The following is a 15,374-nucleotide window of genomic DNA, read 5'->3' as shown; positions in this document are numbered from 1 at the left end:
AGGTTTTCACTCTTCCTTGCGAGAGCTCCTGCCCGGCTCCCGCCCGGCCTCCTTCAACGCCAGCCGCAGCGCGAACTCGATCTGCGCGTTGATGCTGCGCAGGTCGTCGGCCGCCCACTTGGCGATGGCGTCGTAGACGGCCGGGTCGAGGCGGAGCAGGAGCTTCTTGCGCTCAGCCATACAGACTGCCGGTGTTCACCACCGGCTGAGTCGCCCGGTCACCGCACAGGACGACCAGGAGGTTGGAGACCATCTGGGCCTTGCGCTCCTCATCGAGGTCCACGACCCCCTCGGCGGCCAGCCGGTCGAGCGCGAGCTGGACCATGCCGACCGCGCCCTCGACGATCCGGGTGCGGGCGGCGACCACCTGGCTGGCCTGCTGGCGCACCAGCATGGCCTGGGCGATCTCGGGCGCGTAGGCCAGGTGGGTGATGCGGGCCTCCAGGATCTCGATCCCGGCCAGCTCGGTGCGCTCGCGCAGCTCGGCGGTCAGCTCGCCGGCGCCCTCGGCACCGTCGCGCAGGCTGGTGCGCTCGGGGTCGTGCGAGTCGTACGGGTGCGTGGTGGCGAGGTGGCGCACCGCGGCCTCGGACTGGATCGCGATGTACTCCTCGTAGTCGTCGACAGAGAAGGCGGCCTTGGCCGTGTCGCTGACCTTGTAGACCACCACCGAGGCGATCTCCACCGGGTTGCCGTCGGCGTCGTTGACCTTCAGCTTGGCGGTCTCGAAGTTGCGCACCCGCAGGCTGATCCGGCGCTTGGTGGTGAACGGCGCCACCCACTGCAGGCCCGGCACGTTGACCGTGCCGACGTAGCGGCCGAGGAACTGCACGACCTTCGCCTCGTTGGGGTTGACCACGGTGAAGCCGGTGGCGGCGAGCGCGAAGAGCACGACCCAGGCGATTCCCAGCGTCTCGATCGAGACCAGCGCCGCGCCGCCCGCCAGCACGAGGAGGACGAGCAGGACCAGGAATCCGTTGATCCGGAAAGCACGACGTTCCATCGCGACTCCTTGCTATCGAAGTGATATCACCATGATAGCCATATAAACTCCATGCGCGTGACTGGATCTTCGCTTGCCATCCGCCAGCGCTCGCTTGGCGACCCTTCGATCGAGTTCCCGCTGTCCCCGCCGCTCACGAGGGGCTGCCCGCGCACCAGCACCGACCAGATCGCCTACCCGGTCGAGGTCGTCTACGACTACGCGCGTCTCGACAAGGGCCTGTTCGACCAGGCGCCGGGGCCGGACATCGGGCGCTGGTCGCCGCTGCTGCCGCCGCTGGAGGCGCCCACGCTGGGCGAGGGCGGCACGCCGTTGCTGGAGTTCGACGGGATCTACCTCAAGGACGAGTCGCAGAACCCGACCTGGTCCCACAAGGACCGGCTCAACCGGGTCGCGATCAGCGCGGCCCTGGCCGAGGGCGCCGACGCCGTGGTGGTGGCCTCATCGGGCAACCACGGCGCCTCGACGGCCGCGTACGCCGCCCGCGCCGGGCTGCCCGCCATCGTGCTCGCCTCGGCGCAGTCGCCGGCCGGCGTACAGGCGTTCGTCCGGGCGTACGGGGCCCAGGTGTACTCCGTACCGGTGGACGAGCGGTGGCCGCTGCTGCGGGAGATCGTGGACCGGCTGGGCTACCACCCGATCAGCAACCAGACGGTCACCCACACCGGGCACCCGTACGGGCCCGAGGGGTACAAGACGATCGCGTACGAGCTGTTCCTGCAGCTCGGACGGGTTCCCGCGGCGGTCTTCGCGCCCACGGGCTACGCCGAGTTGTTGTTCGGGACGTGGAAGGGCTTCACCGAGCTGCGGCAGCTCGGGCTGGCCGAGGCGACGCCGCGGATGTTCTCCTGCGAGCCGGCCGCGGGCGGCCCCAACGCGCGCGCCCTGGCCGAGGGGGCGCCCGCGGCGATCGTCGAGCTCGGGGCCAGCGAGGCGTACGGCATCGCGGGGTCGGTCGGCGGGCACCGCGGCGTGCTGGCGGTGCGCGACAGCGGCGGCGAGGCGGTGCTCGTCACGGACGAGGAGATGCGCGCGGCCCAGCGGGACCTGGCGCGGCAGGGGGTGTGGCAGGAGCTGTCGGGGGCGGCGGGCCTGGCGGGCTACCGGAAGTTGCGGCGGGACTTCGACGGGCCCGTGGTGTGCATAGGCACGTCCAGCGGGTTCAAGGACATGGGGGTGGGCGAGGAGGTCTTCCCGGTGCGGGCGGGCCTGACGGTCGCCGACCTCATCCCCTGACGCCCCTGCGCGGGGGTCAGGGCTTGAGCCAGACGCGGAGAGGGCCGAGCGTGGTGAAGCCGTGGGCGAGGGCGTCGGAGGGGTCGCTCTCGTAGCCGACCAGCGGGCGGCCGGGGAACAACTCGGCCGCCGTCGCCACCGTGCCCGCCCAGGCGGCGGCCAGGTCGCAGCCGGAGGCGAAGACGTTCGAGACGCCTGTCACCGTGCCGCTGGCGTTGAGCACGGCGCCGCAGACGACGTCGCCCCCGATCCGGCCGCACAGCAGCCGTACGTCGGCGTCGTCGAGCAGCGCGGGCGGGAACAGGTCCGGCGTGCCGCCGGAGAAGCAGGCGTCCGCCCACTCGCGCAGCGCGCCCGCGTCGGCGGCCACCTCCCACGCGATCGGGTCGCCGGTGGCGGCCAGGAGGGGGCCGCGCGGCGCCTCCGGCGCGGCACGGTGGATCCACTCGGCCGAGAACAGCACGTCGAAGCCCGGCAGGTCGAGAGTGGCGAAGCTGTCCTTGACCGAGGCGCCCGAGGACGCGTCGATGCCGCCGAGCACGTCGGCCGCCCCGGCCTCGGGGGAGAGCGTGACGGCATCGGGATAGAACAGAGGGGTTCTGGCCGGGTTCGTCCAGGCGAGCGGGCCGAAGACGCCGGGGCTGCCGTGCGCCCGGCACATCGACTCGCACCAGGCGGCGTTGTTGCGGACGGCTTCGTCGATCATGGTCGGCTCCGGTTGGCGCGGCGGGTGGGCGGCGCGGTGAGCGGGTCCTCCGGCCATGGATGTTTAGGGTAGCGGCCCCTCATCTCGGCCCGTACGGACCGGTAGCCGTCACGCCAGAACGAGGCCAGATCGGCGGTCACCGCCACCGGACGCCCAGCAGGCGAGAGCAGGTGGACCAGCAGCGGGACGCCGGCGATCCGCGGGGCCTCGTCCCAGCCGAACAACTCCTGGAGCTTCACCGCCAGCACCGGCTGCTCGCCCGAGTAGTCGATCCTGATCTGCGAGCCGCTGGGGACCTCGACCCGTTCGGGGGCCACGTTCTCCAGGCGTTCGCTCCACGGGATCAGGCGGCGCAGGGCGGCGGCCACGTCGATGCGCTCGACGTCGGAGCGGCGGCGGGCCCTGGACAGCTCCGGCTCCAGCCACTGGTCGGCCAGGGCGATCAGGTCGTCGGTGGCGGGCCACGGGGGGCCGGCCGCGCGGTGGGCGAAGGTCAGGCGGTCCTTCAGCTCCTTGGCCTGCCGCGTCCAGGTCAGGAGGTCTTCGGTGCGCAGGCCGTGCAGGATGGCGGGGCGTACGTCGGCGTCCTTGAGCGGGGTGGCGGACAGCTCGATCGCGCCCAGGCGTTCGACCACGCGGGCCGACACGTCGCCGCGCCGCTCGCCCGGCGGGACCCGCCAGGTGACCTCCTCCTCGACCACGGCGGGCAGGGCCAGCCGGGCGATCTCCTCGTCGATCACGACGGCCTGGCGTACGCGGGCCGAGGCCGAGCCCGTGGGCCTGTCGGCGACCGCGATCGCCAGCCACGGCGCGGTGGCCAGGCCGGAGCCCTCGGCGAGCTGGGCCTGCGTGCCCGAGGCCATGAGGTAACCGCCGCCGCGTCGCCGTGCCACCCGCTCGGGGAACGCCAGCGCCACGGCCATTCCGGCCAGCACGTCGTCGCTCACCTCGCGCCGGTCGCCCGGAGGACGGCGATCGGTGACGCGGGTCAGGCGGGCGGTCTCCTGGCGCCAGCGGGCGGCGAAACCCGTGCCGCCTCTCCGGGCCGCGCGCCAGACCTCGGCCAGGTCGTCCCCCGCGTCCCTGGGCAGTTGCTCCGACAGCAGCGCCACCACCTCCGCCGCCCGCGGCCCGAGGTCGAGCAGGGCCCTGGCCAGGCGGGGATGCACGCCCGCGAGCGCCATCCGCCGCCCGCGCGCGGTCACCCGCCCGGACTCCAGCGCTCCCAGGACCTCCAGGGTGCGGAGGGCGGCCGTCATCGCGGCGGGCGGCGGCGGGTCGAGGAGGGCGAGGCCGACGGCGTCCGCGTCGCCCCAGCAGGCCGCCTGGAGCGCGAACCCGGTCAGGTCGGCCAGCGCGATCTCCGGCCGCGCGTGGTCGGCCAGCCGTTCGTGCTCGGCGGCCGACCAGCAGCGGTAGACCGCCCCCTCGGCCTCCCGCCCGGCGCGGCCGGCCCGCTGGTCGGCGGACGCCTTCGAGACCCTGACCGTGGTGAGCGAGCCGAGCCCCCGGGCATGGTCGGTACGGGGCTCGCGGGCCAGCCCGGAGTCCACCACCACGCGGACGCCCGGCACCGTCAGGCTCGACTCGGCCACCGACGTGGCCAGCACCACCCGGCGGGCCGTACCGGGCGACAGGACGGCGTCCTGCACGCGGGCGGGCGCCTGGCCGTGCACCTGGAGCACGTCGAGGTCGCCCAGCATCCCGGCGACCCGGGCGATCTCGCCCACGCCGGGCAGGAAACACAGGACGTCGCCGTCGCGCTCGGCGTAGGCACGCCGTACGACCGAGGCCACGTGGGACAGCAGCGCGGGATCGACGCGCAGGCCGTGCGGCGGCGCGACCGGGCGCTCCGGCGGCGCCCACATGGTCTCCACCGGATGGACGGACCCGGAGGCCGCCACCACCGGCCCGCCGAGCAGCGTGGACCACGGGGTCGCGTCGGCGGTGGCCGAGGTGGCCAGCAGGCGCAGGTCGGGCCGGAGCGTGTCGCGTACGTCGAGCAGGAACGCGAGGGCGGTGTCGGCGTCGAGGTGGCGTTCGTGGCACTCGTCGAGCATGACCGCGTCCACCCCGGCGAGCTCCTGGTCGCGCTGAAGCCGCTGGAGCAGCACGCCGGTGGTGACGACCTCGACCATGGGGTTCGCGCCGGTGTGCCGCTCGCCGCGGATCGTGTAGCTGACGCCCATGCGCCGGGCCGCCGCGCGTACGGCCAGCCGCCGCGGCTCGGCGACCAGCACCCGCAGCCCGGCCTCGGCCAGCGCCAGGGGCACGACCGTGGTCTTGCCCGTGCCGGGCGGCGCGGTCAGCACCGCCGTGCGGTGCCGGTCGAGCGTGGCCACCTGCTCGGGGAGCGCGTCGTGGATGGGGAGCCGGTCAGGTCGTGACATGCGAGGCCGACAACACCGAGTCGAGCAGGCCGGGGAAACGTTCGTCGAGGTCGTGGCGGCGCAGGCTGATGAACTTGAGCCTGCCCTCCTGCTTGGAGACGATCACGCCTGCCTGCCGCAGCGCGCGGTAGTGGTGGGAGGCCGTCGACTTGTGGACGCCGAGGTGATCGCCGGCGGCGCTGCACGTCATCTCGCCGAGGGTGGCCAGGCGGATCACGATCTCCAGCCGGACGGGGTCGGAGAGGGCGCGCAGAACCTCGGTGAGCTGGATGTCCTCCTTCGAGGGGTGCGGTAGCAGGCGCATGGTGGCACCCTACCTCCCTCCTATTGTTTGACAACTATCCAACCATGATGACAGTTTGACGTGCGTCCAACTGTGTGGAGGTTTCATGAGTTCCCGGCTTTATCCCCTAGCCGCCGGAAATTTCGCTGTAGGTACGGGCATGTTCGTCACCGCGGGGCTGCTCACCCCCATCTCCGCGGACCTCAAGATCTCCACGTCGGCCGCCGGGCAGCTCATGACCGTGTTCGCGCTGGCGTACGCGGTGTTGTCGCCCTTGCTGGCCGCGTTCACCGCGCGACTGTCGCGCAAGCGGGTGTTGCTGATCGCGCTGGCCGTGTTCGTCGCGGGCAACGTCCTGACCGCGCTGGCTCCGACGTACACGCTGGTCATGGTCACCCGGGTGATCGCGGCGGCCGGCGCGGCGATGTTCACGCCGACCGCCTCCGGCGTGGCCAACGCGCTGACCACGCCGGACCGGCGCCGTGGGGCGCTGGCGCTGGTGATGGGCGGGCTGACCGTCGCCTCGGCCGTCGGCGTGCCGCTGGGGACCTGGCTGGGCTCGGCCTCGGGATGGCGGGCGACGTTGTGGCTGGTGGTCGGGCTCGGCGTGATCGGGTTCGCCGGGGTGGCGGCGCTCGTGCCCGACGTCAAGATCGCCGTGTCGGGACGGCTCGGTGAGCGGTTCGCGCCGCTGGCCGACCGGCGGGTGCTGGTGGTGCTGGGCACGCAGTTCCTGATGTTCGGGGCCGGGTTCACCGCCTACACCTACATCGGGTCGCTGTTCGACCTGCCGCTGCCGGCCGTTTTGTGGGCGTGGGGGGTCGGCGGCATCGTGGGCAACCAGCTCGGCGGGCGCCTGACCGACTCGTACGGGCCGCGCGCCATGGTGCTGGTCGGCCTGGGCGCCGCCACGGTGTTCATCGCCCTCATCCCCGTCGCGAACCTGGCCCTGCCGATCGCCCTGGTCTGGGCGTTCCTGTGGGGCGCGCTCGGCTGGCTGGTCGCGCCGGCTCAGCAGTTCAGGACGGTCGCCGCGGTGCCGGACAACGTGCCGATCGGGCTCGGCCTGCTGTCGTCGGCCCAGTACATCGGCCTGTTCGCGGCCGGGATCGCGGGCGGCCTGGCACTGGACGGGTACGGCCGGACCGGGGTGGTCGTGCTGGCCGCCGGGGTCGGCGCGCTGGCGTTGTTGTTCACCCTGGTCACCTATCCGCGGGCGGCGGCGGTCTCGTCCAGGGAGAGCGCGCCGGTCAAGTAACGCTGGACGTTGGGCGCCGCCGCGGCCGCCACCTGGCGGGCGGGCAGCGAGGCCAGCGGCTCGACCTTGAGCAGATAACGCATCATGGCCAGGCCGATGAGCTGCGAGGCGGCCAGCAGCGCCCGGACCTCGGGATGGTCGCCGGACAGCCGGCGGGCGACCGGGGCCAGCAGCTCGCGGCTGATCAGCTCCTTCAGCAGCGCGGCCGTCGCCGGGGTGGCGGCGGCCGCGTGCAGCACGGCCGCGAGGCGCGGGCCGTGCGCCGGGTCCTCCCACAACTCCAGGTAGCGGGTCACCAGCCGCTCGCCGAGGCCCGACTCGTCGCCGTCGAGGGCGCCGACCATCAGCGCGACCGGCATGCCGGCCTTGATCGCGGCCTCGAACAGGCCGTCCTTGTTGCCGAAGAAGTGCATCACGAGGGCCGGATCGACGCCCGCGGCCCGCGCCACGGCCCTGATCGTGGTGCCGCCGTAGCCGTGGGCGGCGAACGACCGCATCGCCGCCTCCAGGATCTCGTCCCTGGTCTGCGGGTTTCCCGGTCGTCTTCCGCGTTCCTCGGCCATGGGGCTATTCAACCACGTGGAATTCATCTACCTTGGAATTCAACATCGATGAAGTCATCAGGTGGTGAAAAATGGGCAGGATCATTGGACTCGTCGTCGGGGTCGCCCTGCTGGGGATGCTCTTCGCCGGATCGTTCCTCGGGGCCTTCCACGCTCCCGAGCCGCACGGCGTGCCCGTCGCCGTCGTCGCGCCCGCCGAACAGGTCAGGCAGCTCCAGAACGGCGTCGACCGGCGCAGGGCGGGGGCGTTCGCGCTGAGCGGGTACGCCACGGCGGGGGAGGCGCGGGCCGCGCTGCTGGACAGGCAGGTCGACGCCGTGCTCGTCCCTCAGGAGGGCACGCTGGTGGTGGCCAGCGCGGGCGGCCGTACCGGCGCTACGGTGATCACCGCGGCCTTCCAGGGGGCCGCGCAGGCGCAGGGCCGCACGTTGCGGGTGGAGGACGCCGTACCGCTCCCGCCCGGCGACGCGGGTGGCATCGCCGGCATGTTCTACGTGCTCAGCGTGGTCCTGCCGGGGATCGCGCTGCCCGTGCTGCTCACCCGGGCCGCGCCCGGCCTGGGCGCGGCGGGACGGATCGGCGTCCTCGCGGCCGGCTCGCTGGTGGCGGGCACGGCGAACGCGTGGCTGGCCGACGTGGTGTTCGGCGCGCTGCCGGGGAGCTTCGGGCCGCTGGTGGCGGTCTCGGCGGGCATCTCGCTCGCCGTCGGCCTGGTCGTCGCGGGCCTGGTCAAGGTCATCGGCACGCCGGGCGTGGGGGTGGCGGCGCTGCTGTTCATCCCGATCGGGCTCCCGGCCGGCGGCGGGCCGCTGGGCGCCCGTTACATCCCCGAGTGGTACGCCGCCGTCGGCCGGATCCTGCCCGTCGGCCCGGCCGCCGAGGCGGTGCGCAACACGGTGTTCTTCGGCGGCGCGGCCCTGTGGACGCCGCTCGGCGTGCTGGCCCTGTGGGCGCTGCTCGGCCTGGTCCTGCTCGCCCTGCCGGGACGCCGGACGCAGGCGGCCCCCGCCGTACCGCGCACGCCGGTGGCGGCCTGATCTTCTCCTCCTCGGAGGTGACCTGCGGTCGCTCCGCAGGCGGACGACGGCCGGCGGCGGCGGAACGTACCGTCGCCGGCATGTTCAGGAATCAGGTGACCTTCCGCCGCGTCGCGGCGGGCACATTGCTCATCGTGGCCCCGCTCCTCCAGGCCATCGCCGTCGTCCTCGACCCCGGCACCTGGGGCGACTCGCGGGAGGCGGTCAGCTACGGCGACAACCCCGCCCTCGCCCAGACCGAGTCCGCGCTCTACCACTGGAGCTGGCTGCTCATGGGCCTGGCGGCCATCGGCCTGGTGCACCTCACCCGGCGCAAGGCCACGGTGTTCGGCCACATCACGGGCGCCGCGACGGCCATCGGCTACCTCTCGATGTCCGCGCTGCTGATGATGGACCCGGTCGAGTGGTGGCTGGGCCGGCACAACCCGCCGGACCAGGCGCAGAAGATCCTCGACGAGATGCTGAACCTGCCCGGCGTGATCTTCGGCTTCCAGGTGCCGTGGATGTTCTTCGGCCTGCTCGGCCTGCCGCTGCTGGTCACGGCCGTGTGGCGGGCCGGCTTCATTGGCTGGTGGGTGCCGCTGCTCGTCTTCGTCGGGTACGTCGTCTCCTTCCCCATCGAGTACGGCCCCCTGACCGTGCTGTTCTGGGCCCTGCCCGTGGCCGGCCTCGGCTGGACCGGCGTGAAGGTCCTGCGGATGGGCGACGAGGCGTGGGCCGCGTACTACCCCACGCCCGCCCCCGACCGCACGGCCGTGTCAGCCTAGGGCCGGGATCCAGCCCAGGGTGACCGCGAGGATGACGAAGAACCCCAGGATGATGCGGTAGATCACGAACCCGGTGAAGCGGTGGGTGCTGATGTACTTCAGGAACCAGGCCACCGCCGCGTAGCCCACGGCGAACGAGATCACCGTGGCCAGGATGGTGGGCCCCCACGCGGGGGCCTGGCCCTCGCCGATGTCCTTCAGCTCGAACACGCCGGAGGCCAGGACGGCGGGGATGGCCAGCAGGAACGAGTATTTGGCGGCGTCCTCGCGGCGGTAGTCGAGCAGCAGGCCCGCCGTGATCGTGCCGCCCGAGCGGGAGACGCCGGGGATCAGGGCCAGCGCCTGCGCGAAGCCGTAGACGATGGCGTGGGTGAAGCTGAGGTGCTTCTCCAGCGTGAGCTTGTTGCGCGCGGTGCGGTCGGCGAACCACAGGATGCAGCCGAAGACGATCAGCGTCGTGCCGACCAGTCGCAGGTCGCGGAAGACGGTCTCGATCTGGTCCTTGAACACCAGGCCGAGCACGCCGATCGGGAGCGAGCCGACGATGACGTACCAGCCCATGCGGGCCGCCCAGTGGCCGCGCAGCTCCTTGTCCCACAACGAGCGGACCCAGGTGGAGATGATCTCCCACAGCTCCTTGCGGAAGTAGATGATCACCGCGGTCTCCGTGCCGAGCTGGATGACCGCCGTGAAGGCCGCCCCCGGGTCCTGCCAGCCGAAGAAGGCCGAGACCACACGGATGTGGGCGCTGGAGGAGATCGGCAGGAACTCCGTGAGCCCCTGGACGAGCCCCAGCACCACCGCTTCGAGCCAGCCGATCACGACTACACCTTCCGGTTACGGGAGTGACCAGGGTGAGGTTAGCGGAAACGGGGGCCGAGCAGTTGCCCACCCGGTGCGTTCGCACGCGGCCGCTGCCCGGCCCGGTGCCGTCGCCTCTTCAGCTCCGGGCCCAGACCGGCGCGTTGGCCCTGGCGTAGTCGGTGAAGTCGCGGGCCGGGCGGCCGAGCGCCTGGCTCACGCCGTCCTCCAGGTGGGCGTTGCGGCCGTCGAGGACCTCGGTGAACAGCCCGGTCAGCCCCTCGGCCTCCTCCTTCGGCACGCCCACCTCGACCGCCGCGGCCACGTACTCCTCCGGGGTGACCTGGACCGAGGTGATCGTGCGGCCCGTGGCCCGCGACAGCTCGGCCGCCGCGTCGGCGAACGTCAGCAGCCTCGGGCCGGTCAGCTCGTACAGGCGGCCCGCGTGCCCGTCCTGGGTGAGCGCGGCCACGGCCACGTCGGCGATGTCGTCGGCGTCCACGAAGGGCTCGGCCACGTCGGCCACCGGGATCGCCAGCACGCCGTCCAGAACCTGGTCGAGGAGGAAACCTTCGCTGAAGTTCTGCATGAACCAGCCGCAGCGCACGATCGTCCACTCGGCGCCCGACTCCTGTACGGTCCGCTCGCTCGCCTCGGCGCCCGGCTCACCGCGCCCCGACAGCAACACCAGCCGCCGCACCCCGGCCTCCACGGCGAGCCGGGTGAACTCCCGGACGTCCTCGTACGCGCCGGGCAGGGCCAGGTCGGGGTAGTAGGACACGTACACGGCCTCGACGCCGTCGAGCGCGCCCGGCCAGGTGGCGCGGTCCGCCCAGTCGAAGGACGGGGTGGCCGAGCGGGAGCCGATCCGCACGGGGAGGCCGAGAGAGGTGAGCCGGTCAGCGATGCGGCGGCCGGTCTTGCCGGTCCCGCCCAGAACCAAAATCGTCATGCATCCAGTAAGCCCTCATACCCATAAGACTCTCCATGGTTGAGAAGCGCGTTCCCATATGCGATCGTCTAGCCCATGGATCAGCTCGCGGCATTGCTCGACGGACCGAGAGCGCGGAGCGCCTTCCTGCTCCGGTCCATCCTCGACCCGCCGTGGTCGATGCGCATCCAGGACGAGGCGCCGCTCACGCTCGTGGCTCTGGTGTCCGGCGCGGCCTGGGTACTGCCGGACAAGGGCGACCCGCAGAGCCTGGTTCCCGGGCAGGTGGCGATCCTACGGGGGCCGGAGCCGTACGTGGTGGCCGACGACCCCGCCACCGCGCCGCAGATCGTCATCCACCCCGGCCAGCGCTGCACAACCGTCGACGGGGAGTCGATCTACCAGTCGATGGACCTCGGCGTGCGCACCTGGGGCAACGGCGCCGAGGGCGGCACCGTGCTGATCACCGGCACGTACACGATGGAGGGCGAGGTCAGCAGGCGGCTGCTCGACGCGCTGCCCCAGCTGCTCGTGCAGCCCGGCGGGCCGATCATCTCGCTGCTCGGCGCCGAGATCGTCAAGGACGACCCGGGCCAGTCCGCGGTGCTCGACCGGCTGCTCGACCTGCTGCTGATCGCGGTGCTGAGGTCGTGGTTCGCCACGCACGAGGCGCCCGCCTGGTACCGCGCGATGGGCGACCCGGTCGTGGGCAGGGCGATGCGCATGTTGCACAACAACCCCGCCCACCCGTGGACGGTCGCCGCGCTCGCCGCCGAGGTGGGGGTCTCCAGGGCGGCGCTGGCCAGGCGGTTCACCGACCTGGTCGGGGAGCCGCCGATGTCCTTCCTCACCGACTGGCGCCGCACGCTGGCCGCCGACCTGCTGCGCGAGCCCGACGCCACGATCGGCTCGGTGGCCAGGAAGGTCGGTTACGGCAGCCCGTTCGCCCTCAGCGCGGCCTTCAAGCGGGTACGCGGCGTCAGCCCCCAGGAACACCGGGCAGGAGCGGCACGATGAAGCCGCTCCTGCTGCTCGACGTGGACGGCGTGCTCAACCCCATGGGCCGCCCCACGATCGACTACCGGCGTTACCGGTGCACGATCGGCACCGAGGTCTACACCGTGCACCTCAACCCCCGCCACGGCCGCAGGCTCCTCGACCTGGCCCTGTCCACCGGCTCCGAGCTGGTCTGGGCCACCACCTGGGAGCACCACGCCAACGAGTGGATCGCCCCCAGGATCGGCCTGCCCGCGCTCCCGGTCATCACCATGGGCCCCGACCGGCCGCGCAGCGAGCACGGCGAGATGTTCAAGACGCCGCACGTGGCCGCCTACGCCGGGCGTCGGCCGTTCGTGTGGTTCGACGACCAGGTGTGGGCGGAGGACGAGGAGTACCTCAGGGTGAGTCAGGGTCTGCGGGATTTCCTGCTGATCCACGTCGATCCCAGACATGGACTGACCAGGGAACATCTGGGCATGGCACATGAATGGCTGACCCTTACAGGGTTTTCTCAGGGTCCCTAGCGGGATATCGGCGGCACCGCTGTCCGTTTTACCGGTAGGTCATCACGACACGGAGGAACAGCATGTACCGCTCAAGGGAGCACAGGATTCTGGCCGGCGTCTGCGGCGGGCTCGCCGACAAGATGGGCCTGCCCCCCACCCTCGTCCGGATCCTCTGGCTGCTGCTGTCGCTCATCCCGGGTCCGCTCTGGGTGGTCTACGTCGCCATGTGGATCCTCATCCCGGAGGAGCCGAGGGGATACAGCGCCCACTGACGTGCCCGCAGGCTCGCCGAACCACCGCGTGAGCGCCGCCTCGGCAGGCTCCGCGCAGGGTTCGGCCCAGGCCACGTAACCGTCGGGCCGTACCAGCAGCCCGCGGTCCCCGCGTACGACGTCCACCCGATCGGCCCAGCCCACCCCGGCGGCGAGCAGGGCCGGGTCGGGGGTGACGAGCAGCCCGCGCCCGTCGTCCAGCCGCAGGCCCTCGGGCATGAAGGCGCCGACGAGCGGGTTCGGGCCGGGCGCGTAGCGCACCGACACCGCGCTCACGTCCTCGGCCAGCAGCCTGTTGGCCTCCGGCACGGTCATGAGCTGGGCGAACAGGTCGCGCAGCCGGGTCGTCCCGGCGTCCGGCGCGGCCAGTTCGACCTGCTGCAACGTGTTCGCCAGGACGGCGGCGCCGACCGGGTGGCGTTCGGCGTGGTAGCTGTCGAGCAGCCCGGCGGGGGCCGTCCCGCGTACCGCCAGGGCCAGTTTCCAGCCCAGGTTGACCGCGTCCTGGAGGCCCGTGTTCATCCCCTGGCCGCCGAACGGCATGTGCACGTGCGCCGCGTCGCCGGCCAGGAACACCCGGCCGGACCGGTAGCACTCGGCCTGCCTGGCAGCGTCGGAGAAGCGGGACAACCAGGTCGCCCCGGTGATCTCGGGCGCGGCGTCCCCGAGGTGCCGGCGCACGCTGGCCGCGAACTCCTCGATCGTCACGGGCGCGTCCTTGTCCTCGTGCACCCGGCCGTGGTCGACGGTCAGGATCCTGGTCGAGCCGTCGGGCCGGACGAACGGCCACTGGAACAGGCCGTGGGTGGTGCGTAGCCAGCCGGTCGGCGTGCCGCCGGCGACCGTGACGTCCGCGACGTAGGCGGCGAGCGTGGCGGAGGTGCCGGGGAAGGCGATCCCGGCCAGTTTGCGCACCGTGCTGCGGCCGCCGTCGCAGCCGACGAGCCAGCCCGCCCGGTACGCCGTGCCGTCGCCGGTCTCGACCGTCACGCCCGTCCCGTCCTGCGTCAGGCCGGTCACCGCCCGCCCCCGGACGATCTCCGCGCCCAGTTCCAGCGCCCGTGCCTCCAGGATCTCCTCCACCCGCGACTGCGGGACCAGCAGCCCGTACGGGTGCGGGGTGCGCGTGGCCGTCAGGTCGAGCACCCGCATGCCCGCGAAGTGCTGCAAGTCCAGCTGGGGCGCGTCCCCGAGCCGGTCGAGCAGCCCGCGCATGGCGAAGGTGTCGACCGAGCGCGGGTGCAGGTTGAGCGCCCTGGACAGCCCGGTCGGGGCTGCGACCCGGTCGAGCACCAGCGTGCGCACGCCGCGCAGGCGCAGCTCGCAGGCCAGCATCAGCCCGACGGGACCGGCCCCGGCGATGACGACGTCCATCCGTGCCTCCTTATCAACGATAAGTGCTTATCGCTGATAAAGCCTTATCTTTGATAAGTTGTCAAGCGTGGAACGGAGGACGGTGGTCCGCGCAGCCCTGCGGCTGCTCAACGAGGTGGGCATCGACGGGCTGACCACCCGCAGGCTGGCCGACGAGCTGGGCGTGAAGCAGCCGGCCCTCTATTGGCATTTCAAGAACAAGCAGGAGCTCCTCGACGAGATGGCCGAGGAGATGCTCGCCGGCACGCTGGACCCCCTCGACGTGCCCGAGCCGGGCCAGGAATGGGACAACTGGCTCATGGCCCGCGGGCGGGTGATCCGCCGCACACTTCTGTCGTACCGGGACGGGGCGCTCGTACACGCCGGGTCCCGGCCCACACCGGGACGGGTGGCGGAGATCCCGGCGCTCATCAGGCCGCTGGTCGAGGCGGGCTTCACCGGGGAGCAGGCGATCAGGGCGCTGATCGCGGTCGGCAGGTTCGCGCTCGGCTCGGCCGTGGACGAGCGCGGCGCCGCCGTGCCGCTCGACGTGCGGCCGGAGGAGGACCCCGACGGCGACTTCGAGTTCGGGCTGCGTGCGCTGGTGTCCGGGATGCGTCTTATCCTCGAAGCATGAGGGCAAGGCCGCTGACACTCATCCAGGACGATCTCGTCGACTACGACTCGGCGATGGAGCGCATGACCGACCTCGTCGGGCAGCGCCAGCGAGACGAACGGCCCGACACGCTCTGGCTGCTCAGCCACCCGTCCGTCTACACCGTCGGCCGGCGTACGGCTCCCGAGCACCTGCCCGACCCCTCGCGAGGCATCCCCGTGCTGGAGACCGGGCGCGGCGGGCAGCTCACCTACCACGGCCCCGGGCAGCTCGTCGGCTATCTCATCGTCAAGCTCACCGAAGATCAGGGCATCGTCGACTACGTGCGCGAGGTGGAGCTGCGCCTGGTCGAGGCGCTGGGCAAGCTCGGCCTGCCCGCCGAGCGGCGCGACACCCCGCCGGGCTCGGAGCTGCTGACCGGCGTGTGGACGTCCGGGACGAGCCGCAAGATCATCTCGATCGGCATGCGGCAGAGCAGGGGCGTCACCAGCCACGGGTTCGCGCTCAACGTCGACGGCGACCTCGCGCCGTGGGACTGGGCGGTGGCCTGCGGCATGCCCGACGTGGACATGACCTCGCTCAAGCGAGAGCTGGGCTCGGTCACCATGGACGACGTGCGGCCCGCCGTGGCCGCCGCGTTCGAGGCGTCCTGA

General features: G+C 72.4%; 17 protein-coding genes and 1 pseudogene. 9 read left to right on the top strand and 9 right to left on the bottom strand.

Annotation, left to right across the window (positions count from 1 at the left end):
- Positions 1-6: 6 nt before the first annotated feature.
- Complete coding sequence (locus DMB42_RS53670) at positions 7-180, bottom strand: hypothetical protein (RefSeq protein WP_185845077.1); 174 nt, start codon at positions 178-180, stop codon at positions 7-9.
- Positions 173-1,003, bottom strand: coding sequence for an SPFH domain-containing protein (locus tag DMB42_RS38125; RefSeq protein ID WP_125643440.1), 831 nt, complete (start codon positions 1,001-1,003; stop codon positions 173-175). Before DMB42_RS38125 ends, DMB42_RS53670 begins: the two co-directional genes overlap by 8 nt.
- Before the next feature lie 57 nt (positions 1,004-1,060).
- Between DMB42_RS38125 and DMB42_RS38120 the strand changes: the two genes are divergently transcribed.
- Positions 1,061-2,239, top strand: a complete 1,179-nt coding sequence (locus DMB42_RS38120) for a pyridoxal-phosphate dependent enzyme (protein ID WP_221762529.1) — start codon at positions 1,061-1,063, stop codon at positions 2,237-2,239.
- A 16-nt stretch (positions 2,240-2,255) separates the two neighbouring features.
- Here the strand turns inward: DMB42_RS38120 and DMB42_RS38115 are convergent, their stop codons facing one another.
- Genes DMB42_RS38115 through DMB42_RS38105 form a run of 3 tightly spaced genes read right to left on the bottom strand, consistent with a single transcriptional unit; the run spans position 2,256 to position 5,639 of the window.
- Positions 2,256-2,945, bottom strand: a complete 690-nt coding sequence (locus DMB42_RS38115; RefSeq protein WP_125643436.1) for a hypothetical protein — start codon at positions 2,943-2,945, stop codon at positions 2,256-2,258.
- Positions 2,942-5,335: an ATP-dependent helicase HrpB gene (gene hrpB, locus DMB42_RS38110; RefSeq protein ID WP_125643434.1), complete on the bottom strand. Its 2,394-nt coding sequence runs from the start codon at positions 5,333-5,335 to the stop codon at positions 2,942-2,944. Before hrpB ends, DMB42_RS38115 begins: the two co-directional genes overlap by 4 nt.
- Positions 5,322-5,639 carry a helix-turn-helix transcriptional regulator gene (locus DMB42_RS38105; RefSeq protein WP_125643432.1) on the bottom strand — a complete coding sequence of 106 codons (318 nt, stop codon included), beginning with the start codon at positions 5,637-5,639 and terminating at the stop codon, positions 5,322-5,324. Before DMB42_RS38105 ends, hrpB begins: the two co-directional genes overlap by 14 nt.
- Before the next feature lie 85 nt (positions 5,640-5,724).
- Between DMB42_RS38105 and DMB42_RS38100 the strand changes: the two genes are divergently transcribed.
- Positions 5,725-6,876, top strand: a complete 1,152-nt coding sequence (locus tag DMB42_RS38100; protein ID WP_125643430.1) for an MFS transporter — start codon at positions 5,725-5,727, stop codon at positions 6,874-6,876.
- Here the strand turns inward: DMB42_RS38100 and DMB42_RS38095 are convergent.
- Positions 6,825-7,439, bottom strand: a complete 615-nt coding sequence (locus DMB42_RS38095) for a TetR family transcriptional regulator (RefSeq protein ID WP_185845075.1) — start codon at positions 7,437-7,439, stop codon at positions 6,825-6,827. The two genes, DMB42_RS38100 and DMB42_RS38095, sit on opposite strands and share 52 nt — an antisense overlap.
- A gap of 71 nt (positions 7,440-7,510) precedes the next feature.
- On the opposite strand from DMB42_RS38095, the gene DMB42_RS38090 reads away from it, so the two are divergent.
- Entirely contained in the window at positions 7,511-8,476 is a 966-nt protein-coding gene (locus tag DMB42_RS38090) for a hypothetical protein (protein WP_125643426.1), read from the top strand.
- 80 nt (positions 8,477-8,556) lie between these two features.
- The gene (locus tag DMB42_RS38085; protein WP_125643424.1) at positions 8,557-9,243 is read left to right on the top strand and encodes a hypothetical protein; all 687 of its coding nucleotides are present in this window, start codon (positions 8,557-8,559) and stop codon (positions 9,241-9,243) included.
- On the opposite strand, the gene DMB42_RS38080 is transcribed toward DMB42_RS38085, so the two are convergent.
- Complete coding sequence (locus DMB42_RS38080) at positions 9,235-10,065, bottom strand: undecaprenyl-diphosphate phosphatase (protein ID WP_125643422.1); 831 nt, start codon at positions 10,063-10,065, stop codon at positions 9,235-9,237. The genes DMB42_RS38085 and DMB42_RS38080 overlap by 9 nt on opposite strands.
- A 118-nt stretch (positions 10,066-10,183) precedes the next feature.
- The gene (locus tag DMB42_RS38075) at positions 10,184-10,996 is read right to left on the bottom strand and encodes an NAD(P)H-binding protein (RefSeq protein ID WP_125643420.1); all 813 of its coding nucleotides are present in this window, start codon (positions 10,994-10,996) and stop codon (positions 10,184-10,186) included.
- A 75-nt stretch (positions 10,997-11,071) separates the two neighbouring features.
- Between DMB42_RS38075 and DMB42_RS38070 the strand changes: the two genes are divergently transcribed.
- From DMB42_RS38070 to DMB42_RS38060, 3 genes are all read left to right on the top strand, one after another.
- Positions 11,072-11,992 carry an AraC family transcriptional regulator gene (locus tag DMB42_RS38070; protein ID WP_125643418.1) on the top strand — a complete coding sequence of 307 codons (921 nt, stop codon included), beginning with the start codon at positions 11,072-11,074 and terminating at the stop codon, positions 11,990-11,992.
- The gene (locus DMB42_RS38065) at positions 11,989-12,498 is read left to right on the top strand and encodes an HAD domain-containing protein (protein ID WP_125643415.1); all 510 of its coding nucleotides are present in this window, start codon (positions 11,989-11,991) and stop codon (positions 12,496-12,498) included. Before DMB42_RS38070 ends, DMB42_RS38065 begins: the two co-directional genes overlap by 4 nt.
- A 62-nt stretch (positions 12,499-12,560) precedes the next feature.
- The gene (locus tag DMB42_RS38060) at positions 12,561-12,752 is read left to right on the top strand and encodes a PspC domain-containing protein (protein WP_125643413.1); all 192 of its coding nucleotides are present in this window, start codon (positions 12,561-12,563) and stop codon (positions 12,750-12,752) included.
- A gap of 21 nt (positions 12,753-12,773) precedes the next feature.
- On the opposite strand, the pseudogene DMB42_RS38055 reads toward DMB42_RS38060, so the two are convergent.
- A pseudogene (locus DMB42_RS38055) lies at positions 12,774-14,126 on the bottom strand (FAD-dependent monooxygenase); the annotation flags it as partial.
- Positions 14,127-14,193: 67 nt separating this feature from the next.
- On the opposite strand from DMB42_RS38055, the gene DMB42_RS38050 reads away from it, so the two are divergent.
- Positions 14,194-14,742 (top strand): TetR family transcriptional regulator, encoded by a 549-nt coding sequence (locus DMB42_RS38050; RefSeq protein WP_125643412.1) that lies wholly within the window; start codon positions 14,194-14,196, stop codon positions 14,740-14,742.
- Positions 14,739-15,374: a lipoyl(octanoyl) transferase LipB gene (lipB, locus tag DMB42_RS38045; RefSeq protein WP_125643410.1), complete on the top strand. Its 636-nt coding sequence runs from the start codon at positions 14,739-14,741 to the stop codon at positions 15,372-15,374. The genes DMB42_RS38050 and lipB overlap by 4 nt, the downstream gene beginning before the upstream one ends.

The organism is Nonomuraea sp. WAC 01424 (genome assembly GCF_003947315.1).
Taxonomy (GTDB): domain Bacteria; phylum Actinomycetota; class Actinomycetes; order Streptosporangiales; family Streptosporangiaceae; genus Nonomuraea; species Nonomuraea spiralis.
The sequence above is the reverse complement of the archived record's forward strand: the minus strand, read 5'-3'. Positions and strand labels throughout refer to the sequence as shown.